29 protein-coding genes, 1 tRNA gene and 1 rRNA gene are annotated in these 25,618 nt (G+C 25.6%); 16 read left to right on the forward strand and 15 right to left on the reverse strand.

Features of this window, described 5'->3' with window-relative positions:
• Window positions 1-43 precede the first annotated feature (43 nt).
• Complete coding sequence (locus B0175_RS10785) at window positions 44-2,110, reverse strand: hypothetical protein (RefSeq protein WP_108528554.1); 2,067 nt, start codon at window positions 2,108-2,110, stop codon at window positions 44-46.
• A gap of 171 nt (window positions 2,111-2,281) precedes the next feature.
• Between B0175_RS10785 and B0175_RS10790 the strand changes: the two genes are divergently transcribed.
• Entirely contained in the window at window positions 2,282-2,596 is a 315-nt protein-coding gene (locus tag B0175_RS10790) for a F0F1 ATP synthase subunit C (protein ID WP_004509928.1), read from the forward strand.
• 114 nt (window positions 2,597-2,710) lie between these two features.
• A tRNA-Leu gene (locus B0175_RS10795) sits at window positions 2,711-2,794 on the forward strand.
• 33 nt (window positions 2,795-2,827) lie between these two features.
• Here the strand turns inward: B0175_RS10795 and B0175_RS10800 are convergent.
• Window positions 2,828-3,211, reverse strand: coding sequence for a hypothetical protein (locus B0175_RS10800; protein ID WP_108528555.1), 384 nt, complete (start codon window positions 3,209-3,211; stop codon window positions 2,828-2,830).
• A 9-nt stretch (window positions 3,212-3,220) separates the two neighbouring features.
• Window positions 3,221-3,535 carry a hypothetical protein gene (locus tag B0175_RS10805; protein WP_004509940.1) on the reverse strand — a complete coding sequence of 105 codons (315 nt, stop codon included), beginning with the start codon at window positions 3,533-3,535 and terminating at the stop codon, window positions 3,221-3,223.
• Between the two features lie 286 nt (window positions 3,536-3,821).
• Here B0175_RS10805 and B0175_RS10810 point away from each other — a divergent pair, with 286 nt between their 5' ends.
• From B0175_RS10810 to B0175_RS10825, 4 genes are all read left to right on the forward strand, one after another.
• Window positions 3,822-4,040: a hypothetical protein gene (locus tag B0175_RS10810; protein ID WP_014469145.1), complete on the forward strand. Its 219-nt coding sequence runs from the start codon at window positions 3,822-3,824 to the stop codon at window positions 4,038-4,040.
• An 11-nt stretch (window positions 4,041-4,051) separates the two neighbouring features.
• Entirely contained in the window at window positions 4,052-4,807 is a 756-nt protein-coding gene (gene thiD, locus B0175_RS10815) for a bifunctional hydroxymethylpyrimidine kinase/phosphomethylpyrimidine kinase (RefSeq protein ID WP_108528556.1), read from the forward strand.
• 73 nt (window positions 4,808-4,880) lie between these two features.
• The gene (locus B0175_RS10820; RefSeq protein ID WP_108528557.1) at window positions 4,881-6,119 is read left to right on the forward strand and encodes a glutamate-5-semialdehyde dehydrogenase; all 1,239 of its coding nucleotides are present in this window, start codon (window positions 4,881-4,883) and stop codon (window positions 6,117-6,119) included.
• 2 nt (window positions 6,120-6,121) lie between these two features.
• Complete coding sequence (locus B0175_RS10825) at window positions 6,122-8,011, forward strand: glycoside hydrolase family 17 protein (protein WP_108528558.1); 1,890 nt, start codon at window positions 6,122-6,124, stop codon at window positions 8,009-8,011.
• 28 nt (window positions 8,012-8,039) lie between these two features.
• On the opposite strand, the gene B0175_RS10830 is transcribed toward B0175_RS10825, so the two are convergent.
• Window positions 8,040-8,687, reverse strand: coding sequence for a hypothetical protein (locus B0175_RS10830; protein WP_108528559.1), 648 nt, complete (start codon window positions 8,685-8,687; stop codon window positions 8,040-8,042).
• Window positions 8,688-8,807: 120 nt separating this feature from the next.
• Between B0175_RS10830 and ccoG the strand changes: the two genes are divergently transcribed.
• Entirely contained in the window at window positions 8,808-10,121 is a 1,314-nt protein-coding gene (gene ccoG, locus B0175_RS10835; RefSeq protein WP_108528560.1) for a cytochrome c oxidase accessory protein CcoG, read from the forward strand.
• 34 nt (window positions 10,122-10,155) lie between these two features.
• Here the strand turns inward: ccoG and B0175_RS10840 are convergent, their stop codons facing one another.
• The 4 genes from B0175_RS10840 to B0175_RS10855 all read right to left on the reverse strand — a co-directional run bounded on the left by B0175_RS10840 (window position 10,156) and on the right by B0175_RS10855 (window position 12,834).
• Window positions 10,156-10,425, reverse strand: a complete 270-nt coding sequence (locus B0175_RS10840) for a hypothetical protein (protein WP_108528561.1) — start codon at window positions 10,423-10,425, stop codon at window positions 10,156-10,158.
• A complete protein-coding gene (locus B0175_RS10845) occupies window positions 10,412-10,771 on the reverse strand; it encodes a hypothetical protein (RefSeq protein WP_108528562.1) in 360 nt (119 codons plus the stop codon). The genes B0175_RS10840 and B0175_RS10845 overlap by 14 nt, the downstream gene beginning before the upstream one ends.
• Window positions 10,772-10,844: 73 nt before the next feature.
• Window positions 10,845-12,164, reverse strand: a complete 1,320-nt coding sequence (locus B0175_RS10850; RefSeq protein ID WP_108528563.1) for a sensor histidine kinase — start codon at window positions 12,162-12,164, stop codon at window positions 10,845-10,847.
• Window positions 12,154-12,834, reverse strand: coding sequence for a response regulator transcription factor (locus B0175_RS10855; protein WP_108528564.1), 681 nt, complete (start codon window positions 12,832-12,834; stop codon window positions 12,154-12,156). The genes B0175_RS10850 and B0175_RS10855 overlap by 11 nt, the downstream gene beginning before the upstream one ends.
• 67 nt (window positions 12,835-12,901) lie before the next feature.
• Between B0175_RS10855 and B0175_RS10860 the strand changes: the two genes are divergently transcribed.
• The 6 genes from B0175_RS10860 (at window position 12,902) to B0175_RS10885 (ending at window position 17,431) form a co-directional block, all read left to right on the forward strand.
• Window positions 12,902-14,308 carry a phosphomannomutase/phosphoglucomutase gene (locus B0175_RS10860; protein WP_108528565.1) on the forward strand — a complete coding sequence of 469 codons (1,407 nt, stop codon included), beginning with the start codon at window positions 12,902-12,904 and terminating at the stop codon, window positions 14,306-14,308.
• Window positions 14,283-15,008 carry a carbon-nitrogen hydrolase family protein gene (locus B0175_RS10865; RefSeq protein ID WP_108528566.1) on the forward strand — a complete coding sequence of 242 codons (726 nt, stop codon included), beginning with the start codon at window positions 14,283-14,285 and terminating at the stop codon, window positions 15,006-15,008. The genes B0175_RS10860 and B0175_RS10865 overlap by 26 nt, the downstream gene beginning before the upstream one ends.
• Before the next feature lie 76 nt (window positions 15,009-15,084).
• Window positions 15,085-15,582, forward strand: a complete 498-nt coding sequence (locus B0175_RS10870; RefSeq protein ID WP_108528567.1) for a transglycosylase SLT domain-containing protein — start codon at window positions 15,085-15,087, stop codon at window positions 15,580-15,582.
• A gap of 243 nt (window positions 15,583-15,825) precedes the next feature.
• A complete protein-coding gene (locus B0175_RS10875) occupies window positions 15,826-16,164 on the forward strand; it encodes a DUF2325 domain-containing protein (RefSeq protein WP_004509953.1) in 339 nt (112 codons plus the stop codon).
• Window positions 16,158-16,916 carry a hypothetical protein gene (locus B0175_RS10880; RefSeq protein ID WP_108528568.1) on the forward strand — a complete coding sequence of 253 codons (759 nt, stop codon included), beginning with the start codon at window positions 16,158-16,160 and terminating at the stop codon, window positions 16,914-16,916. Before B0175_RS10875 ends, B0175_RS10880 begins: the two co-directional genes overlap by 7 nt.
• A 17-nt stretch (window positions 16,917-16,933) precedes the next feature.
• Window positions 16,934-17,431 carry a flavodoxin gene (locus B0175_RS10885; protein ID WP_108528569.1) on the forward strand — a complete coding sequence of 166 codons (498 nt, stop codon included), beginning with the start codon at window positions 16,934-16,936 and terminating at the stop codon, window positions 17,429-17,431.
• A gap of 22 nt (window positions 17,432-17,453) precedes the next feature.
• Here B0175_RS10885 and B0175_RS10890 read toward each other — a convergent pair whose 3' ends face one another.
• The 5 genes from B0175_RS10890 to B0175_RS10910 all read right to left on the reverse strand — a co-directional run bounded on the left by B0175_RS10890 (window position 17,454) and on the right by B0175_RS10910 (window position 21,356).
• On the reverse strand, window positions 17,454-17,903 hold the full coding sequence (locus B0175_RS10890; protein ID WP_108528570.1) for a Fur family transcriptional regulator: 450 nt from the start codon (window positions 17,901-17,903) through the stop codon (window positions 17,454-17,456).
• A gap of 72 nt (window positions 17,904-17,975) precedes the next feature.
• Complete coding sequence (locus B0175_RS10895; protein ID WP_108528571.1) at window positions 17,976-18,350, reverse strand: hypothetical protein; 375 nt, start codon at window positions 18,348-18,350, stop codon at window positions 17,976-17,978.
• 74 nt (window positions 18,351-18,424) lie between these two features.
• Window positions 18,425-19,162 (reverse strand): arginyltransferase, encoded by a 738-nt coding sequence (locus tag B0175_RS10900; protein ID WP_108528572.1) that lies wholly within the window; start codon window positions 19,160-19,162, stop codon window positions 18,425-18,427.
• Window positions 19,163-19,164: 2 nt separating this feature from the next.
• Window positions 19,165-19,905: a tryptophan synthase subunit alpha gene (gene trpA, locus B0175_RS10905; protein ID WP_108528573.1), complete on the reverse strand. Its 741-nt coding sequence runs from the start codon at window positions 19,903-19,905 to the stop codon at window positions 19,165-19,167.
• A 53-nt stretch (window positions 19,906-19,958) separates the two neighbouring features.
• A complete protein-coding gene (locus B0175_RS10910; protein ID WP_108528574.1) occupies window positions 19,959-21,356 on the reverse strand; it encodes a chloride channel protein in 1,398 nt (465 codons plus the stop codon).
• Window positions 21,357-21,528: 172 nt separating this feature from the next.
• On the opposite strand from B0175_RS10910, the gene panB reads away from it, so the two are divergent.
• Genes panB through B0175_RS10925 form a run of 3 tightly spaced genes read left to right on the forward strand, consistent with a single transcriptional unit; the run spans window position 21,529 to window position 24,422 of the window.
• Window positions 21,529-22,338 carry a 3-methyl-2-oxobutanoate hydroxymethyltransferase gene (panB, locus tag B0175_RS10915; RefSeq protein WP_108528575.1) on the forward strand — a complete coding sequence of 270 codons (810 nt, stop codon included), beginning with the start codon at window positions 21,529-21,531 and terminating at the stop codon, window positions 22,336-22,338.
• 3 nt (window positions 22,339-22,341) lie between these two features.
• Entirely contained in the window at window positions 22,342-23,379 is a 1,038-nt protein-coding gene (ruvB, locus tag B0175_RS10920; protein WP_014469160.1) for a Holliday junction branch migration DNA helicase RuvB, read from the forward strand.
• Window positions 23,376-24,422: an AI-2E family transporter gene (locus B0175_RS10925; RefSeq protein WP_108528576.1), complete on the forward strand. Its 1,047-nt coding sequence runs from the start codon at window positions 23,376-23,378 to the stop codon at window positions 24,420-24,422. The genes ruvB and B0175_RS10925 overlap by 4 nt, the downstream gene beginning before the upstream one ends.
• On the opposite strand, the gene B0175_RS10930 is transcribed toward B0175_RS10925, so the two are convergent.
• Both B0175_RS10930 and rrf read right to left on the reverse strand, forming a co-directional pair.
• Entirely contained in the window at window positions 24,419-25,153 is a 735-nt protein-coding gene (locus tag B0175_RS10930) for a ferredoxin-thioredoxin reductase catalytic domain-containing protein (protein ID WP_108528577.1), read from the reverse strand. The two genes, B0175_RS10925 and B0175_RS10930, sit on opposite strands and share 4 nt — an antisense overlap.
• A gap of 332 nt (window positions 25,154-25,485) precedes the next feature.
• A 5S ribosomal RNA gene (rrf, locus tag B0175_RS10935) occupies window positions 25,486-25,601 on the reverse strand.
• Window positions 25,602-25,618 lie beyond the last annotated feature (17 nt).

A 25,618-nucleotide genomic window follows, 5' to 3' on the forward strand; every position in this document is an offset into this window, starting at 1 on the left:
AAACTTCAATTTCTCTTAAAACCGATAATAATTATCATATTAATTAGAAAAGTGATTTTATATTTTTTATTAACTCTTTAGTTTCTTCACTATCTTTATTTTTAAGAACTTTATTCAATTTTTCTTCTATTTTATCTTTATTATTTTCTATTTTCTTTTTTAAAAAGTTTTTTATATCTAAAGTTATATTTGGTTTATTCATATCTCCTTTTACTAAAATTAAAAATCTGTTATCTTTAATTTTTGTATCAACTTTTGTATCTATAAAATTTTTTTCAAAATCAAGTAAAGATTCATTTATTTCTATTTGATTATTTTTATTTTTCATTGATAAATCTGATATAAACTTTTTATCATCGATTCTACTACTTAAAACTGCTGTTTCATAAATATCTTTTGTTAAATCATATTTTGTCAACTGATTTACAACATTTGAAAAGTTATTTGGTAAAAATCTTCCATTTAATAGATTAGCACTTAAAGTACCTTTTTTATCAAGCAAATTATATTTCAAATCTAAATTAGTTTTTGAATCAAAAATCTCAGGTTGAAATAAAATATAAGAAATTTCTTTTAAATTTGCATCATTTAAATTTAAAGATAAATCATCATTTATCAAATTAAAATTCATTTGTCCACTTGCTATATCAGAATTTCCATTAACCTTAAGAAAATTATCATTAACTTCAATAATTCCATTTAACTCAAGTATTCCACGCATTTTCATTTTAGTAAAACTTTCTAAAGTTTCTAAATTTAAAATATTTAAATTGTAATCACTATAAAAGCTGTTTTTTTCAAAATCATAAACTGCTTTTTGCATATTTGCTTCTGCAATATTAGAATTTATATTTATTTGAGATATTATCTGATTTGGAAGATAAGAACTTTTAATTTCACTTTCAAAAGTAATAGTATCTTTTAAATCTTTTTTAAAAACAGTATTTACAACTTCATTTATAATTTTTGCATCTGATATTTTTATAATTGAATTTCCATCAAGTTCTTTTAAATCACAATTTTTTATATCACTATTGAATTCAAAGTTTCCAACAGCATAAACAGGTTCACTTAACATAAAAAATATTTTTTCTAATTTTGCTTTTTCTATTTTTAAATTTATATTTTGAATTGTAGAATCTTTGATTTTAAGCTTATAAGTAAACAAACCATCTAATACATCACTACTTCCATCAATTGATATATTTTTATCCTCTTTTAAAATATTTCCTGCTGTTAAAAATTCTCCTTGAAGTTTTTTTCCAATTAAACCTTCTAATTTTGATAAATTTTTTACATCAATTTTATAATCACTTTGTAATGTATTTTTTTCAATATCAATTAAAACTTTATTGAAAAAAATATTAGCAATAGAACTTATAACTTCTGATTTTATTTCAACAATATTACCTAACAAAGAAGCATTTAAATCACCGTCAAAACTAATCTTTGTATTTATTTTTTGATTAAATTCTTTATTGAAAATATCATTATTTAATAAACCTTTTGAAACATTTGCAACTAATAATCCATCTAAACTATCTCTATTAATATTTTTTATATTTGCATTTAAATTTAAACTTCCAATAGCATATATTGGTTTATTTATAATGGCTAATAATTCATCAATTTTTGCATCTTTCAAATCTAAATAAATATCTTTTAATTTAAAATCAACTAAATTCATATAATATTTTGTTTGTCCACTTGCAATATCTGAAAACCCTTGAATTATTGATTCAGTTTCATTGCCTTTAAAAATTCCATTTGTAAAAAATGTTCCTTTCAAATCTTCATTTATTAGATTTTTAAAAATTGATAAATCTACTATTTTTACATCATATTTTAAATCTACATTTTTTTTAAAAATTGATAAATCACCAGAGATATTTATGTAAGAGTTTTCATTGAGTGTTGCTTCAAAATCAACTTTTTTTGTTGTCAAAATAAAATTATTTATTTTAAAATTTAAATCTTTTTGTTCTTCATTCACCCTATTTTCTAGATAAGATGCAACAAATTCATTTCCTTTTTTCGTAAATAAAATACCATAAACAGACACAACGACAATTGCAATCAAAAAAGTTATAATTAAAATTGATTTTTTCATAATAAGCCTTTCTTTCTATTGTTGATTATAACAAAAAGTTTTTAAAATAACTTAGATTATAAATTTTAGCTTATTTTTAGTTTTACTTCTTTATAATATTGCCCATCAAAGTATTTAGTAGGGATACGCAAGCCGAACAGACTTTGTTTAAATTATATAAAGGAAAAAGAAATGAAAAAAATCGTTCTTTTAATGCTAGCTATTGCTGGTATCGCTTTCGCTGCTGACGAAGCTGTTGTAAATGAAACTTTAAAAGCATACTCTGTTGTTGCTGCTGGAATTGGATTAGGTCTTGCTGCACTTGGTGGTGCTATTGGTATGGGTAATACTGCTGCTGCAACTATTGCTGGTACTGCTAGAAACCCAGGTTTAGGTGGAAAATTAATGACTACAATGTTCATTGCTTTAGCGATGATCGAAGCACAAGTTATTTATGCACTTGTTGTAGCTATGATTGCATTATATGCAAATCCATTTTTAGGGTAATCTTAAATCAACAGATTTAATAAAACCTAAAAGGGTTGAGAGGTTATCTTCTCAACCCTTTTTTATATTCTAAATTTTTTTTAAAAGATTTATTTGTAAAATTTCAATATTTATGCGGTTATGGTGGAATGGTAGACACGCTATCTTGAGGTGGTAGTGGCAACAGCTGTGCGAGTTCAAGTCTCGCTAACCGCACCATTAATAAGACTTTATTCTTAAAATATATCTAAATTATTTATCCAATAAAATATCAGCTTTTGAACGAATAGTTTTTTTATTTAAAAACTCTTTTTCTCTTTGAGTGAATTTTTCTTTTTTGATAGTTTCTTTTTCTACTATTTTTTCTTTTTTACTACTTCCAGTTTCCTCTTTTTTAAACAAAGTCAAAATAAGATATATAGAAATACCAATATTAAATATTATGATTAACCATTTTGAAAGTAAAGCTATTTCTAGGTATTCAAGTTTTTCTTTTAATTTTAAGTATTCTACAATATCTGCATAAATCACATTTGCAAAAAGTACGATAATTAAAAGCAAGAATATTAAAGTAACTCTTTTTCTAAACTTATATAAGTAGTACCAAAAAACAGCAGATTTTACTTGTTTAAACATCACAAAATCCTAAACAAAAAAGTTTAAACCAAGAGCTGCAAGAGCAACAACTAAAGATTTTGTTTTCAAGTCATCTATAATTTTTCTCTCTTCATCTGCAATAATTATTTCTAAATCTTCATCACTAAAATCATCAAAAGTTTTATGATTTTCTATTAATCTAGCTTTTGTTGAAAGAATTGCTTTTTCTCTAATTTTTAAATTTATTGCATCTTTTAATTGCTGGCTTTTTATTTTAGGATAATCAAAAGCTTTTGTTGCATTTTCACTTGCAATATTTATTAATTTATTTGAATTTTCTTTTAATTTATCTTTTATTCCCATATTTTTTCCAGTTAAGTTTTATTTATTCTAACATAAAAAAATTTATGACATATATTCCCATCTTGGATAAAGAGTTGTTATAGCTTTTAGATCTTCAAATTTGAAAACATTAAAAATTCTAAATCTTCCACTACTTAAAATTGCTTTTACTTTCATTTTAAATCCTTATTTTTATATATAAATATTTTACAAAAATTCAACTAATACTTTTCTTAATTATATATACTTTTATATACTTTTTAATATATTATGATATACTTTTGGATATTTATTTTCTAGGATACTAATGGATAAAGAAAATTTTAAATTGTTACTAAAAAAAGCGAATTTCAATAAACGCACTTTTTCAGAATATTTAGGCTTAAAATATCAAAGCGTAAACTCTTGGGGAAATAATGGAAGAAATATTCCTTATTGGGTAGAATCATGGTTAAATCTCTACATTGATAATAATCGATGTAAAAAAATCCAAGAAATGCTAAAAGATAGTGGTATTTGTAAATAAAGGTTTAAAAAATGAAAGTTGTTTTAACAATAGCAGGAAGTGATAGTGGTGGAGGTGCTGGTATTCAAGCTGACATAAAAAGTGGATTTTATCATGGAATTTTTATGACAACAGCAATAACAGCAATAACTGTACAAAATACTCTTGGAGTTACAAATGTAGAAGTTTTAAAACCTAGTTTTGTACAAGAACAAATATCTAGCGTTTTAGAAGATTTTAAAGTAAATGCTATAAAAATCGGGATGTTAGGTTCAAAAGAGCTTATTTTAAAAGTTCTTGATTGTATAAAACCTTTATATATTCCTATTGTTTTAGATCCTGTTGCTATTTCAAGAGCTGGTTCTAAACTTATTGATGATGAAGCAGTTGAAACATTAAAAACACTTTTTAAATATGCTTTTGTAATAACTCCAAATAAATATGAAGCAAAACTATTTTTTGATGTAAACTCAATAGATGATATAAAAAACATAAAACATATACCAACAAATATTTTATTTAAAAATATGGTTGAAGATAAAAATAAAACAGTAGATATTTTATTAAAAAAAGATGGAACAATTATAAATTTTGAAAGTCCTAGAGCAAATGAAGAAAATACTCATGGAACAGGTTGTAGTTTTAGTGCAAGTATTGCTTCTCTTATTGCAAAAGGTGAAACCTTAGAAAATTCAATAAAAATAGCAAAAAAATATATCTATGAAGCAATAAAACACGCACCAAATTTAGGTAATGGTAATGGTCCAATAAATCATATTTTAAATTAAATTATAAAAGCCGTAACAAAGCCTTATTTTAGTATATTACGCGAAAATAATTTATTTTAATATAGGAAAGCTTATGCAAGAGTTTTTACAAGAGGCTAAAAACAGTAGTCGAATTATTGCAAATCTAGGCTCTGCACAAAAAAATAGAGTTCTAAATGAAATGGCAGATGCTTTAATAGAACACTCTTCTTTCATTCTCTCTCACAATCAAAAAGATATGGATGAAGCAAGAGTAAATAACTTAAATGAAGCCTTACAAGATAGACTTCTTCTAACAGAAAAACGAATTCAAGATATGGCAATTGCAATTAGACAAATTGCATCACAACAAGACCCTTTAGGTAAAATTTTAGATGGTTGGGTTACAAAAGATGGTTTAAATATTCAAAAAGTATCTATTCCTATTGGAGTAATTGGAATCATTTATGAAAGCCGTCCAAATGTTACAAGTGATACTGCTGCACTTTGTTTTAAAAGTGGAAATGTTTGTGTTTTAAAAGGTGGAAAAGAAGCTGAAAACTCAAACAAAGCAATAGCTACAATTTTAAGAGAAGTACTAAGAAAAAACAATCTTCCTGAATATGCTATTTCATTACTTCCTGATTCAAGTAGAGAAGGTGTTGCAAAACTAATAAAACAGGACAAATATGTAGATTTAATTGTTCCAAGAGGTGGAGAAGCACTTATTAGATTTGTGAGTGAAAACTCATCAATTCCAGTAATTAAACACGATAAAGGAATTTGTCATATTTTTATAGACCAAGATGCGAATATTACAAAAATATTTGACATTGTTGTAAATGCAAAATGCCAAAAACCAAGTGCTTGTAACTCAATAGAAACTTTATTAATTCATACAAATATTGCAGCATTAATTTTAAGTGGTTTAGTTGAAACTCTTAGTCTTCACGGAACAATCTTAAAAGGTTGCCCTGAAACTTTACAACACATAAACGCAATTCCTGCAACATTAGAAGATTTTGATACAGAATATTTAGCAAACGTTTTAAACATAAAAATTGTAGCAAATGTTGATGAAGCAATCACACATATTCAAAGACATGGTTCTGGACACTCTGAATCAATCTTAAGTGAAAACTACACGACAATAAATAAATTTTTAAGTGAAGTTGATGCTGCTTGTGTTTATGCAAATGCTAGTACAAGATTTACAGATGGTGGAGAGTTTGGACTTGGAGCTGAAGTTGGCATTTCTACAAATAAACTTCATTCAAGAGGTCCTATGGGAATAGAAGATTTAACGACATTCAAATACAAAATCTACGGACAAGGTCAAGTAAGAAAAGGATAATGATGAGAAATAAGGTTTTTTTAACATTTTTAAGTGCACTATCAGTGCTGTTTTTTTGGCATTATGTAGGTACAAAAGTTATATTAAAAGATGACTCTTCAAAATCTTTTTCTAAACTTCAATGTGTCTCTTATGCTCCATTTACAAAAGATGAATCACCATACTCTTTTGAGAAAGGTTTAGTTCTAAAAGAAGAAAATATTAGAAAAGATTTAGAACTTTTTTCTAAGTATACAAATTGTATTAGAACTTATTCTACTGTTGGATTAGAACTTATTCCTAAAGTTGCAAAAGAGTTAAATATGCAAATGTTAATGGGTGCATGGATAGGAAAAAGTGATAAAGATGCAAGAAAAGAAATAGATACTTTAATCCAACTTGCAACTGAATACAAAGACATTGTAAAAGCAGTAATTGTAGGAAATGAAGTTTTATTAAGAGGTGATTCTTCTGAGCAAAGACTTCACGATTTTATAGTTGAAGTAAAAACTGCACTTCCTGATACTCCTGTAACTTATGCTGATGTTTGGGAATATTGGCTTAAATATCCAAAAATCAAAGAAGTTACTGATTTTGTAACTATTCATATTTTACCTTATTGGGAAGATGATCCACAAAATATACATGATTCAATAGAACACTTAGCAAATGTAAGAATGGAAGTTGAAAAAGAGTTAGGAACTTCAAATATTCTAATTGGGGAGACAGGTTGGCCAAGCGAAGGAAGAGCAAGAGAAGATGCTATGCCTAGTAAAATAAATCAAGCTATGTTTGTAAGAGATTTTGTAAAATTAGCTGAAGAAAAAAACTGGAATTACAATATAATTGAAGCAGTTGATCAACCTTGGAAAAGAGTAAATGAAGGTGCTGTTGGTGGATTCTGGGGATTATTTGACAAAGATAGAGGAGATAAAAGTGTATTTAAAGGTGATGTTTCAAACTTCCCAAATTATACATATTTAGCATTTGGTTCACTATTTTTAGTATTAGCTTTCTCTTATACAATGTTAAGAAAAAAAGTATTTTCAATGACAAAAATAGCTACTTTTACTATTATAAATACTATTTTTGCTATTTTATTTATGCTTCAAGTTGAACAATATCATGTAATAACGAGAAACTTCTTTGAGTTTATTTGGGCAATTTTACTTCTTGGAACTCAAATTTTCGTATATTATTTTATGTTAGCATACATCTTAAGAAAAAAACAAAGTGATGTAATTCCTTCAATGTTCTTTTATGCATCGGCATTCTTTGCATTTATTATGACTACAAATTTAGCATTTAACGGAAGATATGAAAACTTTGAAATTTATGGATTTGTAATCTTAGCTGTTTCATTTTTATGGTTATATATTTCAAGATTCAGCCAACTTCAATTTGGTAAATTTGAAAAACTTTTATCTTTAGTTTTAGTTATAAATACAATTATAGTTTTCTATAACGAAACTTCTTTAAATATTTTTTCAAATATTTGGGTTATTTTATCTTTAATTTTTGCGTTTATCCTATACAAAGGTACAACAAAAGAGATTAAAATCACAGATTTAAAAGAGATTGTAGTTTATACTTTAATTTTTGCAATTGGTGTTTATCTATTTAAAATAGGATTTGTTTCAAATAAAGCTTTAGCAAATGCTTGTAATATTGATTCAAAAGGAATAGCTTGTGGAATAAAAGACTTTATGGGACACTCGATATATTTTGGTTATGTTGGTTTTGTATCGCTGATTATTTCAATAATAGCTTTAGTTGTAAATACTAAAAAAACAAGTTTAGTTGCTCTATTCTTCGCAGTAGCTTCAACTATTCTTTCTAATACATTCTTAGGTGCTGTTTCATTTATAATAGTTGCCTACATTCTTACAAAAGAAAATAAAAAACTAGTTTAATAAAATAGCTTGAGTTTTTCTCAAGCTATTATCTTTTTACAGGATTTGCATATTCTGCTTCATCTTCTCCACCACCAATAATTGCTTCTATTTTTTGTACTGGAAAATTTGGAAGTTTAAATTTATCATCTTTTATATCAATATTAAAAGTTGCACTTTTTGCCATTTGCATTTGTACAACACCTAAAGACTTACTTATTTGTTTTAAAGGAACACTATTGTAAACCCAGATTTTATTTTCACCAAGTTGCCAAACATCACATTTATATCCTAAAATAGTTTCTGTTCCTAAATACTTTGCACCCATTTGAGTAAAAGTATCACGATTTTTTATATTTTGTACAGGATTATCTTCATCTAAAACTAACTTTTGAGAATAAATCATTTCATCATCAAAATCAGCTGTATATAAAGTATCTTTAACTATTTTTGAAATAGTTCTTTCCGTTTCTTGTTCTCCTGCAATAATTTGAGTAGTTTTTTCATCTATTAACTCAACATTACCGAAATCCTTAAAAATAAGCTTACTTGAGCCATTTATGCTACCATTTGCTTTACCATTATCTCCAACAATTTCATATTCAACAATTCCTGATTTTATCTCATATCTATTTCCTGCAAATAACTGAGTAAATCCCACTAACAAAAATAAAAAACAAAAATTAACCTTCTTCACACTTTTTCCTTAATTAAACTTATAAAATTATACAAATAATAATAAAAATAAGCAATATATTTTATACCACCAAATGAACACTTTTTTTATTTAAAATACAAAAAAATAAAAGGAGTTTTTATGTCTTATTCGAAAAGAAGATACTTAGTTTATATTTTAATTACCATTTTTGTACTATTTTCACCATTTATTACAATAAATGATAATCATCTTCTATTATTATCATTTGAAAGATTACAATTTCACTTTCTAGGAATTGTTTTTAATGTAAGTGAACTTTATGTTATGCCATTTTTACTAATGTTTTTATTCATTGGTATATTTGCAATGACTTCAATGTTAGGAAGAATTTGGTGTGGATGGGCATGTCCTCAAACTATTTTTAGAGTAATTTATAGAGATTTAATCGAAAGTACAATTCTAGATTTAAGAAGAATCAAAAATAAACAAAAAGATATAGATTATTCAAAAAAATCAAATCAATTTAAAAAATATATTTCTTTATTTTTATGGTTGATTATTACTTTAGTTATATCATCGAACTTTATGCTTTATTTTGTTCCACCAGAAGATTTTTTTCTTTATTTGCAAGAACCTTTTGAACATAGTTTTATGATTTTATTTATTATAAGTGTTGCACTATTTTTAGTTTATGATATCGTTTTTATGAAAGAGAATTTTTGTGTTTATGTTTGTCCTTATTCAAGAATTCAATCTGTTTTATATGATGATAATACAAAACAAGTAACTTACAATTTTAATCGTGGTGGAAAAGTTTATCAAGGTGGTATTAAATCAATATTTAAAGAAAAAGAGTGGTCAAATAACGAAGAGTGTACAACTTGTGAAGCTTGTGTAAAAATATGTCCAACACATATTGATATAAGAAAAGGTTTACAAGTTGAATGTATAAATTGTCTTGAATGTAGTGATGCTTGTTCAACTGTTATGGGAAAACTAGGAAAACCAAGCTTAATTAACTGGGGAAGTACAAATAAAGTTATAAATAAACAAAAAGTATCTATTTTTACAAAAAGAAATACTACATATTTTGTTTCACTATTTTTATGTATTTTTCTAGCATTTTATTTTTCTCTTGAAAAAGAAAATTTCTTAGTAAATATAAATAAAACAACTGAACTTTATAAAGTAACTGAAGATAAAAAAATAGTAAATAACTATATATTAGGTGTTCATAATACTCAAGATGAAACTTTGACTTTTGACATAAAACTAAATGATGATAACTTCAAAATAAAAAGATTTGAGAAGTTTTCACTTGAAGCTGGAAAAAGAGCTAAAAAAGTATTAATTATAGAAAGTGTTAATGATTTAAACAATATAAAAACAAAAAATATACCTATTTTCATAGAGATTTATTCTCAAGAAAAAGATTTTAAAGTTATAAGAAAACTGATTTTTTCAAAACCTTAAAAATATAATATGGAAATCTTCCATATTATATTTATTATATTAAACTTGAAAGCCACCCACTAAGTCTTTGTTTTAAATCTTGGCACTCATATTTAGCATCAAATATTTTTACTTTTATAACTAAATATAAAAAATATATTATGTAAAAAAATAGTGCTATCATACTAATAACAATAGAAATAAATAATCCTATATTAAATAAGTATTGTAAAAGCATTGCTACAGAATTTAATAAAAAAAGCCCTAAGATTAATATACTAAAAAATTTCAATTCACATTTAAAAAAAGTCTCATTTTTGCTCATTTTTTGACTCTTTTTTAGATTTAATTAATTTTAATGGGAGAAATAACATAATTAATAACTTTAATAATAAACTTATTATTAATGAATAAATTATAAACTCAAACCAAAGAAATTTATAGTACATTCCTATATCATATATAAAAAACAACACTATAAAAAATAACAACGTCATTAAACCAGCCCCACCAGTAGGAAATGAAAAAATAAATTCTAACCATTTTGAAAGTCGATATCTACTTCCACAATTAGAACATTTTATTTCATTTGTAAAAGCTAGCCTATACCAATTCTTTAGTTTACTAATTTTTGTTCCACATACTTCACATTCTTTAGTCAATAAATCCATATTTAATTTGCCTTTGATATTTTGAAATCAATTATCACTTTAGAAGTATAACAAAAAAATATAATAATTTTTTTTAAATAGCTTTTTCTATAAAGATGGAGAATTTAGCTCCATCTTTTATATTTTGAACTTGTAACTTTCCGCCAAAACTCTCTTCAATTATGATTTTTGATAAATAAAGCCCTATTCCAGTTCCTTCTTCTTTTGTAGAAAAATATGGTTCAAATATTTTTTTTAGATTTTTTGCTTTTATTCCACCTGCATTATCTAAAATTTCTATTATAACCTCAGCACTTGAAGATACTACATTTATAGATATTTTTGGATTATGTCTATTTTTTAAAGCATCTATTGAATTTGAAATCAAAGATAAAATAACTTGAGACAACTCATTTTTAACTCCAAAGATTTTTATATCTTCGAAAGTCTCAAATCTTAGATTCAAATTTATATTATCTTTTTGTAAGTCAGGATTTAAAATTGTAAGAGCATTTTGGATTGAGTCTTTTACTAAAAAATCATCTTTTTCTTTCTCTTGTAAATAAAACTCTTTAAAATCATCTATTGTTTTTGATAAAAAACTCACCTGTTCATTTGCTTGATTTACCTTTTTATCAAAAAAAATCTTGTCTAATTTTTCACTTTCAAATCTCTTTTTTAGATTTATCAAAATATATGAAATATTATTTAGTGGTTGCCTAAATTGATGAGTTATATTTGCTATCATTTCACCTGATTTTACAAACTTTGATTGTTGTAAAATCATCTTTTCAAACTCTTTATTTTGTTTTTTTAAATCATTATATTTATATGCTATTGAGATTGTAAAAAGCATCGCTTCAAGAGCAAATACAACTAAAACTAAATCAAAATATCCCAAGCCAATATATCTATTTTTAAAATCAAAAATAAAAAGAACTATACAAAATACTGACCAACCTATTACATAAATAAGTGTCGGTTTAAAACCTTGTTTTAAATTAAAAATTATTGAAATAAATAAAATTGCATAAATAATAGTATAAGGTAAATATTCAAATAAAATATAGTGATAAAAAGCTGTTAGAATCACAACATTTAATAAAAATGTATTTAAAATCAACTCTTTATAGTTTGAAACTTTTGGTAAAAATTTTCCTTCATAATAATTTACTGCAAAAATTACTGCAAAAACAGAAGCTAAAACTAAAGAAAATTCTTGAACAAAATAACTAATTTGGTATAACTTACTATATGCAACTATATAAAACAAAGAAAAAATTTGCATAAAACAATAACTTATATAAAATATCTCTTTTGAATATATATATCTAATTAAGGTATATGCTATTGTCATTATTAAAATACCAAAAGTTATACCATAAAATATAATCTGGTTTATATCAAATTCCAATTTTATACCCACTATTTGTAAGATTTTCTATCATATCTTTTTGAAGTTTTGTTTTAACATTTTTAACTAAAGTCTTTAAAGCATCTTTTGTCATCACACTATCAGACCAAATATAAGACTCAATTTCCTCGTATGTAACATATCTATTTTTATTTTTTATAAGCAGTTCTAAAAATAAAATCTCTTTTGCTCTTAGTTTAATAAGTTCATTTTTAATAACTAAAGTTTTATTAAAAGTATCAAAATATGAAGTTTCATCAAATTTTACGATATTTGAAATATCCTCTTCCAATGATTTTATACATAAAAGTAAAGCCTCTTCAAAATCTTTTTCATTTACTGGTTTTACTAAATATTTAACAAGTTGTAACTCTATTGCTTGGAGTAAATAATCTTTATCGCAAAATGCAGTAATAACTATTATTTGGCATTTTTTATCAATTTGGCGCACTCTTTTTACAAACTCCAAACCATTTAATTTTGGCATTTGAATATCTGTTATAATAATTTGTGGTTTATATTTTTCATAAAGTTGTAATGCTGTTATAGCATTTGAAGCTTCATAAATAGTATCAAAAAAGTTTTCTAAATATTCAATACCATTTTCTCTTGCTATATCATCATCTTCAACATATAAAACTTTTATATTTTTATTTATATTTTTTAACATTTTGTATTATATCTTATATATGATTATGCTAAAATTCCGCCTATGAAAAAATATTTAGACAGATTAAATGATAAATAAAACAATTTTTAGACAATATGATATTCGTGGTATTGTAAATGAGGATTTAACCTATGAAACAGCTAAATTAATTGGTTATTATTTAGGAGTTCATATAAAAGAAAAAGTATCAAAACCATATATTGTTGTTGGTTATGATGTAAGAACTCACTCACAAATGCTTTTTGATGGCTTGATTTCAGGACTTAATCTATCAAATTGCAAAGTTTTAAATATTGGACTAGTTGCAACTGGAGTAAACTATTTTGCCTCTTTTCAAGAATTTAATATAAATAATGAAAAAATAAAACCAACTGCTTCAATTATGATTACAGGAAGTCATAATGCCAAAAAATATAATGGTTTTAAAATCACTATAAATAATGAACCATTTTTTGGTGATGAACTAATCTCTTTATATGAAGAAATAGCAAAAAATCCAAATATACAAATTCCAGATAATTTTTCTTTTTTTGAACTTGATGCTAAAAATTTATATATAGATTTTATGGTTAATCAGTTTTCACATCTAAAAGATTTTAAAATTCCTTTTATTGTTGATTGTGGAAATGGTGTTGCAAACACTGTTTTATGTGACATTTTAGATAAATTAAATCTAAATTATAAAGGAATTCATCTAAATCCAGATGGAGAGTTTCCAAATCATCATCCAGACCCAACAAATGAAAAAAATCTAGAAGATTTAAAAGCTCTATTAATTGATGATTACAATTTAGGTTTTGCCTATGATGGTGATGCAGATAGAATTGCAGTTTTAACTCAAAAATATAATATAAAAGGCGATATGTTAGCCCTACTTTTTTCAAAAACTATGAAAAATCCAGTAATCATTGGAGAAGTTACATATTCACAAAATATTTTTGAAGAGTTAAATCATGAAGCAAAAACAATTATGAATAAAACTGGTTATTCAAATTTAAGACTAAAACTAAAAGAATTAAATGCTGATTTAGCAGCTGAAGTTTCAGGACATATATTCTTCAATGATAGATATTATGGGTATGATGATGCAATTTATGCAACATTTAGAGTAATAGAACTTTTGTATGAAGGAATAAATCTAGATATTGAACTAGATAAACTTCCAAAAGTTTATACAAGTTCAAATATAGAAATAAATGTAAATGAAAAAGATAAATTTTTAATCATAAAAAAAATTGATGAAAAATTAAAAACTATTCAAAGAGGTTTTCCAATAATCAAAGATATTGTTAAAATAGACGGCCTTAGAATAAACTTTGAGTATGGTTTTGCTTTGATTCGTGCTTCAAACACAAATTCTGTAATAGTTACAAAATATGAAGCTACAAGCTACGCAACAGCTATTAGTTATAAAGTTGCTGTTGAAAATATTTTAAACGAGGTAATAAATGAAATTAATAGCTCTACAAATTAAAACATCAAATAATTTTCAAGAAAATCTTGATAATTTAAAAGAATTAATAAATTCATGCGAAGAAAACTCTTTAATTTTAGCTCCTGAATTAGCTTTGAGTGGATTTTCTTATGATAGAATGGATGAAGCTTCATCTTTTTCAATAAAAGCCATAGAAGAGATAAAAGAATTATCTACAAATAAAATTATTGCACTAACACTTATTATAAAAAAAGATGAAAACTTTTACAATACCCTAAATATTTTTCATAATCAAAAAATCATTCATACTCAATCAAAATTTAAACTTTTTCCCTTAGGTGATGAATTAACTCATTTCAAATCTGGAAATTTAGAAGATATTAAAATCATAAATATAAATGGTCTAAAAATTGCAACTTTAATATGCTTTGAACTTAGATTTCCAAAACTTTGGGAAAAAGTAAAAGGTGCAGATATTATCTTGAATCCTGCGATGTGGGGAATAAAAAGAAAAGACCATTATGAATCTATTTCTAAAGCTTTAGCTTTAGTAAATCAATGTTTTGTAATTGCGTGTAATAGTGCAGATGATAATATGGCAAAAGGAAGTGCAATTATTAGTCCATTTGGAAATGTTATAAAAGATGATAACAAAAATAAAATTGAAACAACTTTTGATATTGAAGAGATAAAAAAAGTAAGGAGATATATTGATATAGGCTTAAATACGACTCTTTAAAAATTTCTCTACAATTATTACACAATTATAAAATATACTCTTATTAATTATATAAAAAATTAAAAGGAGTAAAACATTGAAATTGAAAACTATTCTATTTATTTTTCTATTCATTTTTAATGTATTTGCGTCAGCAATCGACATACAAAATTTAACATCACAACAACTTGAAACATTGAAAAAAATTAAAGAAAAAGGTGAAGAACACGATCTTGGATATACTTTAATGGCTATTGCTATAAAAGAATCAAAACTTGGACAATACATGATAAACGACAAAACACATGATTTTGGACTTTATCAGGCAAATATCAAAACAGTATTAAGTAGACATAACATTACTGATACTGCTTGGAATAGAGATGTTCTTGCATCAAAACTTATTACTGATTTTCAATTCGCTACAAAAAATGCGATTGCTGAATTGACGTACTGGCAAAAAATCCATAAAAATGACTGGACAAAAGTTTGGGGAAGTTATAATGCTGGCTTCAAATATAATAGTAAAGAAGCAAGGGATTACTCTCAAGATATAGCTGCAATTATTAAAGAACTTAAGAAAATCGATGTTTAAATTTTAAATTAACTGGGAATGATCCTAGTTAATTGCTCTTTTGATACAAAAATCCTCTTTTTCCAAAATATTTTCATATTTTATGATAATTATTCTTGATATTAATCTTATTTTAAGTTTGTTTTTCATAAACTTCAATAATGATTATCAATATGTAAGGATAAGTAATGTTTATGTATGAAATAAAAAATAAAAATGATTTAGTAAAACCAACTGGTTGTACTTGTTAATAAAGGATTTTAAATGAGCGTTTTAATTATCGGTGGAGATCAAATAACACAAATTTCATCTATGCTCACAAATTTAGGAGCAAAAACTATAAATCACTGGGATGCTAGAAAAAAATCGTCAGCTCCAAAGAAAAAAGTTCCTCAAGACACAGATTGTATTGTAATGCTTACATCTTTTTTAAATCATAATACTATGCTTAAGTATAAAAATGAAGCTAAAAAGAAAAATATTCCTTTTATTTGTGCAAAAAGATCTATATCTTGCGTTTATGATGAATATGTAAAAATTATGGGTATAAAGGATTGTAGTCAATGTTATGCTAATTACTGTGGTAAGGAATTAGAATGTTAGAAGATAATTTCATCGGTTTCTCGGGGAAAAAAGAATATTTACCTAAAGATTTTGATGAATTTAATTCTAAAAATAGATTAAGACAACTGTTTTTAAATCTAAGCAATAACATTTTAGAATCTTATTGTAGTTTCTCAAAATATGAACAAAAGATGTTGTCAAATCTATCTTTAGAACAAGCATTTACTTACAAAATAAAAAATATGCTTCCCATTAGTTTTATTAGAAAACAAAAAAGAATTAATACAAAATTTACATTTTGTATTAATTCTACAAAAATTATAAACAATTATTTAGATTCAAATACTAAAAACAATTCTTTTATTTCAAACAATAAACTTCTACCTATTGCAAAATTAATTTCAGTTTGTTTTATTGAAAATAGTTTACAATTACTCATTGATAAGCATCTGTTATTTCATGAATTTGTTTTAAAAAAAATTAAAAAACTTCATAATGACAAAACTGTTATAGATTTAGGTGATTCCATTTGTATAAAATCAAATGAATTTATCGGATTAAAAATTTATACCTCTTGGAAAGATATAGAAATTAAAAAACCTAATATACAAAGTGAATTGGAAAGTGCAATAAAATCTATAAAAAAAGGTGAGTTTTATCAAATATACTTAGCTTACCCAAAAAACAATGAATTTACAAAACAGATTCCTGTTTATGTAAAAGAACTTGAGAATAAAGAATATCAAATAAAAGCTATTCCTTACTCTTTAAGATCAATTATTAAAAATTAATTAAAGGAAAAATTAAAATGGCAACAGCAATATTTTTTGGAAGTAGCACAGGAAACTGTGAAGAAGTGGCTAATAAAATAGCTTCAAAATTAGGAAAAATAGAAGTTTTTGATTTATCAGGAACAAAAATTGAAAAAATAAATAACTATGACAAAATAATTATTGGTTCTTCAACTTGGGGAGATGGAGAATTGAATGATGATTGGGAAGATGCTTGGAGTGATTTTTTAAAACTTGATTTATCTAATAAAACAATAGCTCTTTTTGGATTAGGCGATCAAGAAAGTTATAGTGATGAATTTGCAAGTGCTATGGGAATTATTTATGAACAAATTAAAACATCTAATGCGAAAATTATTGGTTTTACTTCAACAGAAGGATATTACCATGATGCTTCAAAAGCACAAATTGAAGATAGTTTTGTTGGTCTAGTAATTGATGAAGATAATCAAAGTGATTTAACTAATGAAAGAATTGAAAACTGGGTGAATAGCATAAAATCAGAAATTTTATAAAAAGTAGTATATTTAAAATATACTACTTTTGACAATTTTCACAAATTCCATACAATTGCATTGTATGACTTGTAATTTTAAACTTATTATTTTTTGCAATCTTTTCTTGTCTTTTTTCAATTTCTTCATCAACAAATTCTATAATTCTAGCACATTGAGTACAAATCAAATGATCATGATGAGATTTTGAATTACTTTCGTATTTTTTTCCTTCAGTTCCAAATGTGATAGAAGTTATCAAATCTACCTCTTCAAGAAAACTAAGCGCTCTATAAACTGTTGCTATTCCAACATTTGATGTTGGATAATCTTTTTTTATTTGATTGTAAATTTCTTCTGCAGTCAAGTGTCCTTTTGCATGTAATAAAATACTAAGAACTATCTCTCTTTGCTCTGTATATTTAAGCCCTTTTTGTTTAACTATTTTTCTTAATTCATCTATTATTTCTTCATAACTATTTTCACTTAGCATAAATTCACCTTTAAATATTTTATGTATTTTAGTATATCTAAAGTTTGCAAAAAATACAAACAAACCTTATAATTATTTTAATTCAAATGAAGTTGAATACTCTTTTTCACCATAAAGAATTTTAAAATCCCATTTACCACTTTCTCTACCATCTAAATACCTAAAATCATAAGCTGAACTATCTCCAGCAGGGATTAGCATTTCTCTTGTTCTTGAAATTTCACCATTAGGATTAATCCAATTTATAATTATTTTTTGTTCATTTTGAGCGTCTTTTATTACTTCAAATTTGCATATAATTGAATTCTCATCTTCTAAAATCAAACAATCAACATTTGGATTATAAGATTTTTGAATAGTATCTTCTATTTTTTTATTATTATCTACTTGCGATTCAGCAAAAATTATAGTTGTACATAATAAAAATGGTATTAAAAATTTAATCATTTTTTTTCCTCATATTTTTTAGAATTCATATTATATAAAATTATTATAAAATTTACCAAAAATTATTTATAAACTTAAAATTCTGCTTTTTCCCAGATAGGTTTTTCGTCCAAATTAGGTCTATTTTTCAAAATTTCAAATGGAGAATATTTTTCTTTATATCCCATAGAAAAATGATCTTTTATCCAATAGCCTAAATATATATAAGGAATATTTAACTCCTTTGCTATTTTAATTTGAGCCAAAATAGAAAACTTTCCTATCGAAAATTCTGAATAGTCATGATCATAATAACAATATATCGCCGAAATAGATTGAGGCAAAATATCTACTAAAGCTACTCCTATTAATTTATCATCTCTCATATACAAAAATTCTTTTGCAAAATTTTCGCTTGATTCAACATATGACCTTACATAATCATCAACATCAATAGGAGAATATGGCCAATCTTTTTTATCATTCATAAATTTATGATATTTATCATACAAACTTAAGTGTTCCATTGTAACTGATGGTGGTCTAATATATAATTTTGTATCTTGATTTTTAGAAATTACTCTTTTTTCTGATTTAGAAAATTTATAATTATTCACATCTATTCTCATAGAAACACACTTTGTACAACTTCTACATTCTGGTACAAAATGCATTCTTCCAAATCTTCTCCAACCTCTTTCTAACATTGGTTGATATTTATCTATTGTACAAGAATAAATATATTTATATCTAATATCTGACAATTTTTCATCAAAATAAGAGCACTCCCTATTTTCTTCAAAAAGTTCAATATCTTGATTTAAAATTTGCATATTTATTCGTTAATTTTTTCTTTTATCTCTTTTGCAACAAGAGAAATTCTTTTAATTTTTTCACTATTTGATAAACTATCATCAATTAAATGTTTAACAAATGCACTTCCAACAATTACACCATCTACACCAACAGCTTTTTCTTTACAACTTTTTTCATCAACACCAAAGCCAATATATAAAGGTGTGTTTGTATATTTTCTAACATTATTTATAAGCAAAGACAAATCTTCTTTTTGTCCACTTCCTGTAATTCCAGTATATGCTACCATATAAATAAATTTTTTTGAGTTTTCTACTAAAAGTTTTACTCTATCTTCACTATCTGTTGGTGCAACAAATGTAATATTAGTTTTTTCATATTTTTCAAATAATGGCTCGAATTTTTGCGCCATTTCATAAGGTAAATCTGGAATTATTGTTCCATTAACTCCATATTCTTGCGCTTTTTTTAAAAAGTTTTCAACGCCATAATGATAAAATGGATTCATATATCCCATCCATAAAGTATCGATATCTTGACCAATTTTTGAAGATATTTCAAATAAATCTTTTAATTTAAAACCATTATTTAAAGCTTTTAAATTTGCTTTTTCTATAACTGGACCATCAGCAACTGGATCAGAAAAAGGAACTCCTAGTTCTAAAATATCAACTCCAGATTCTTTTAAAGCAAAGGCCAAATCAACTGTAAAACTATTATTTGGAAGAGATGCTGTAATATAACCTACTAATTTTTTCAAAATCTAAATCCTATATTTTTCTTCTATTTTATCTAAAATCTACTTTTAAACCATCAATTATTTTTTTTTATATTTTTTATTTTAATCATTATCAAACTAAAAATTCTTCTAATATTTACAAAAAATCTTGTTGTATATGTCATCTCTGCATTTTCAATTTCATCACCTAATTTTATATTAATTGCTTCTGATTTTTTCATTGATAAAACTTGTGAAGGAAATACACTTCTATGTCCTGTCATTAAAAATGCTATTATTATTGAAATAGCAGCATAATGTCCTACATTCATTCCAAAAAGTTCAACTGACATAATCATAGCTGCAATTGGTGCACTTGTTGCACCTGCCAAAACGCTTACAAATCCAAGTGCTGCAAATAAAGGTATATATCCATCAACTAAATAACCAAACAAATTTCCACTTGTTGCACCAACATAAAAAATTGGAGTTATTACTCCTCCACTTCCACCAAAAGCTAAAGTTAATGAAGTAAAAATTGTTTTTAGGATAAAAGTGTACCAAGAAACACTTTCATTTATGACACCATTTGTAGATAAAGAATCTTTTATTGTTTGAAATCCTATACCTAAATAATGTTCTCCAACAAAAATTGTTAATAAAACTAAGATTATTCCTCCAACAAAAGCTTTTAACAAATAATTTAGTTTTATGGCACTTATGTATTTATGTGTCACACTTAACATTGTAATTATAAAATCTGCAACTAAACCAAAAAATATTCCTCCAATAATTACTTTAGAGATTAATATATAATTAAAATCGAAGTTTGTATAAAAAGCAATATTGAAATATGTATAATTGATTCCTAATAATTTTGCAACAAAAAATGCTGAAAAACCAGAAACAATAGATGGAAGTAAAATATCATACATTAAAACTCCAACTGTTAATATCTCTATTCCAAAAATTGCCCCAGCAAGTGGAGTTCCAAAAACAGAGGCAAATCCAGCACTTATTCCACAAATTACAATTTTTTTTCTATCTCTATTTGAAAATCTTAATTTCATAGCTAAAAAAGAAGCTAAACTTGCTCCAATTTGTGCACTAGGACCTTCTTTTCCAACAGAACCACCTGAAAAAATAGTAAGTACTGTTGCAAAGAGTTTTACAGGAACTACGCTGAAGTTTATTCTTCCTGAATTTTTATGAATTGCTTCTATAACCTTTTCTGTACCATGACCTTGAGCGCTTGGAGCAAATTTTTTTACAATAAAAACTGTTATAACTAAAGCAAAAGGCAAAGTATAATAGTAGTCAAAAGGAAGTACTGATCTAGAATTTTCACAATAAGTTAAAAGTTTTAAAAATAGTGAGACAACGACACCAACCAGTGCACCAATCAAAGATGATAAGAATATCCATTTCGTGATACTTGCGAACATTATTGTTTGTTCTGCTAAATGTTTTTGAATATTTGATTCGTTGTTCATAAGAAATACTTTTAGTTAATTTGATTTGATATATTTTATTCTAACAAAAGAGTTATTTACAAGTTCTTTAAATTCTTCTATTTATTTTTAAATTTTTAAATTTAATTTAAAAAAGTTAGTTTTAGATATAATCTAGTTAAATTATTAATTATTATATTTAGGGAAAAATAAAATGAGCATTATAAAAAATGATTTTGAAAAAATGAATATTTCTAGAATAAAAAATTCTAAAAACAAAAAAAAACTTACAGTAATAACTGCTTATGATGCACTTTTTGCAAAACTGTTTGAAGAAATTGCTGATATGATACTTGTAGGTGATAGCTTAAATATGAGTTTTATGGGCAAACCTGATACTTTAAGTGCTACTTTAGAACAAATGATTTATCACACAAATGCTGTTTGCAATGGAGCTAAAAATGCTTTTGTCATAATAGATATGCCTTTTGGAACTTACATAAATAAAGATGTTGCTTTAAAAAACTGTGTTGAAGTTTATAGACAAACAAATGCAAATGCAGTAAAAATCGAAGGTGGAGAAGATAAAGCAGATATTATAAAACATCTAACATCAAATGCAGTTGCTGTTATGGGACACATTGGTCTTATGCCTCAATATGTAAGAAGTGAAGGTGGTTACAAAGTAAGAGGGAAAACAAAAGAAGACGAAGAACAACTAATTCGCGATGCTATTGCAGTTGAAAAAGCAGGTGCTTTTAGTATAGTTGTTGAAGGTGTAAAAAGTGATGTTGCAAAAAAAATAACACAAGCTGTAAATATACCAATAATTGGTATTGGAGCTGGTGTAGATACTGATGGACAAGTTTTAGTTTGGTCTGATATGTTAGGTTTCTTTGAAGAGTTTAAACCAAAGTTCGTAAGACACTATTTAGATGGTGCAAAACTTGTAAAAGAAGCTGTAAATCAATATAGAAGTGATGTTCAAGATAAATCATTTCCATCAAAACAAGAAGAGTATTAATTTATGCAAAGATTAGTTGAAGTTGAATCAGTATCTTTTGAAGAAGATAACAATGAAATAAGTTTAAGACCTTCAAATTGGGATGATTATATAGGACAAGAAAAAATCAAAAAGAATTTAAGAGTTTTTATTGATGCTTCTAAAAAAAGGAAAGAAGCTTTAGATCATATTTTATTTTATGGACCTCCAGGATTGGGAAAAACTACTTTGTCTTATTTAATATCAAATGAAATGAATACGAATATAAAAGTAACTGCTGGTCCAATGATAGAAAAGAGTGGAGATTTAGCGGCAATTTTAACAAATCTTGAAGAAGGCGATATTTTATTTATTGATGAGATTCATAGACTTTCACCTGCTGTTGAAGAGATACTTTATCCAGCTATGGAAGATTATAGATTAGATATTATTATTGGCTCAGGACCAGCTGCACAAACAGTAAAAATTGATTTACCAAGATTTACTCTAATTGGTGCAACAACAAGAGCTGGTATGTTATCAAATCCTTTAAGAGAAAGATTTGGTATGCACTTTAGAATGCAATTTTATACAGAAAATGAATTAGCAAAGATTATTCAAAAAGCTTCTCTTAAACTTGGGAAAAATTGTGAAGACGATGCTTCTTTAGAAATCTCAAAAAGAAGTCGTGGAACACCAAGGGTTGCATTAAGATTACTTAGACGGGTTAGAGATTTTTCTGAAGTTGAAAACGAAAAATCAATTCATCTACAAAGATGTAAATATGCTTTGGATGAATTAGGAGTAAATGAAAGTGGTTTTGATGAAATGGATATAAATTTACTTGAATTACTTATTTCAAATAGAGGAAAACCTATGGGATTATCAACTATTGCAGCAGCTTTAAGTGAAGATGAAGGAACAATAGAAGATGCTATTGAGCCATATTTACTAGCAAATGGGTACATAGAAAGAACTGCTAGAGGAAGAGTTGCAAGTGTGAAAACTTATGAAATGTTTAGACTATCTTATCCAACAAGTTTAAAACTTGAAGATGATTTAACACAAGGAAAATTATTTTGAAAGCCTCATATTTTTTAGTTTCAATAGCTATACTTTTACTTTTTTTTATGGTTGAACTTTTCAATCCATTTTTAAAAGCAATTTTTGTATCGGTTTTATTGACAATTGCTACAAGCTCTCTAACATTACATTTAGAACATAAATTAAAAAAAAGAATAGTAGCAACATCTGTTATGACTATTGCTTTAGCTGCTCTATTTTTTCTTCCAATTTTATATTGTATTTTATCTTTTGCAACTTTTTTCAATCAAGTTGATCAGCAAGTTTTGGTAAAAAATTTAGATGAAATAAAACTTTTAGTTCATAATCTATCGATGGATTTTACATTTTTAAATGACTTTTTAAATAATATTACCTCTAAAATTGATGTTGGAAAAACTGTTCAAGATATAGTGTCAATAAGTGCAAACCTGGGAAAGAATTCTGTAAAATTTATGTTTGATATTATACTCATTCTAGTATTCTTTTTCTTTTTTACTCTTTATACTACACAAATTGCAACTTTTATAAGAGAGCTTTTACCTATAAAAAAAGAAGATTCAATAATATTATTTCATGAGTCATCAAGTGTTATGACAGTTGTTCTTTATTCAACTTTAGTTACTGCTATTTTTGAAGGATTTTTATTTGGATTTTTCTTAACATTTTTTGGTTATGATGGACTACTTTTTGGAGTTTTATATGGTTTTGCATCTTTAATTCCAGTAGTTGGAGGAGTAATAATGTGGCTTCCAGTTGCAATATATGAAGCTTCAATAAACTCTTTTACAAATGCTCTAATAATTGCTATTTACTCTATTGTTGTAATTTCAATTATTGCAGATACTTTTATAAAACCTATGATTATCAACTACATAAACAAGAAGATTATAAAAACTCCTACAAACGTAAATGCTCTTCTAATATTTTTCTCAATAGTAGCGGGACTTTCAACTTTTGGCTTTTGGGGAATGATTATTGGACCAGCTATGGTAAGTTTATTTATTTCTATTATGAATCTATTAAAAAAATATTCTGATGATTTTAAAGAGAGTGAAGATTAATTATCTCCACTCTCTTTTTCTCCTTGAAATGAAGTAATTCCATAATCTAAATTAGTTACACTTTTAAACCCTAAATCAAGCATAACTCTTTGACAATATGCACTTCTACTTCCACTATGACAATAAACAACAACAGGAATATCTTTTTTATCATCTAATCGCCCAATTGCATGATAAAAAGATGTTGTTGGTACTAAATAATCTGTTCCAACTATTCTTGCACTAACCCATTCCATCCATTCTCTAGTATCTACAAGGGTAAAATTTATCACTCCACGTTTTCTAGCTTCTAAAAGAGCCTCTAATTCTAATGAATTTATTTCAACTTGTCTTAATAAATCTTCACATTCTTCTTTTAATAATCCTCTCGAATGATTTATTAGTGCATCCTCTAAATTATTTTCTTTTGCTATTTCTTTAGCTTTATCTTTTGTACAAAAAATACCACAATGACATGAACCATTTAAAGGTATCTCTTTTGTTAAAGCTGGAATACATGGACATAACCTATTTTTTTCAGTTTCTGTTTCTTCTATTACCATAAAACAGGGACAATATCTTTTTCCATAAATCAAACTATTTCTTGTAAGTCCCATTTGTATTGATTCATTTACTTCTTTATCCGGATTATAAACCAATTCATATAACTTTAGAACACTATTTGTAAACTCTTTTGTTTTTTCTAACTCTTCTTTAAATTCATTGCTATTAATATCAATTTTTCTTATCATTTTATATTTAACCTTTATCATTTTTATATAACTTTGTATTATAGTAAAATAATTATAAATAAAATAATCGAAAAAAGAAGGTTTGCTAAATAGTGGATATCATAAGTAAAGAAAGGTGCATAAGACAATAGACTACTTGGAGTAAATACAAAGGGGGAGAAAAAAAGAAAGCTTAGCTCTACTAGATAGTATAGAGAAGGAACTTTTTAATATTGTGTCAATGTAAGATATGCTAAAAAAAGATAAAAGGGGAAGGAAGGGCTAAAAAAAAAGCTTACCATTAGATACAAAAAAGTGTATGTAAAGGTAAGCTTTATGGAAAAAACTTAAAGAGCTGGCGATGACCTACGTTTCCACAAGGGGACCCTGCAGTATTATCGGCGATGAAGAGCTTGACTTCCAGGTTCGGAATGGAGCTGGGTATTTCCTCTTCTCTAGTACCACCAGCAAGTTAAGTAATAAAAG

The sequence above is a fragment of the Arcobacter lacus genome, assembly GCF_003063295.1.
In the GTDB taxonomy this organism is placed as follows: Bacteria; Campylobacterota; Campylobacteria; order Campylobacterales; family Arcobacteraceae; genus Aliarcobacter; species Aliarcobacter lacus.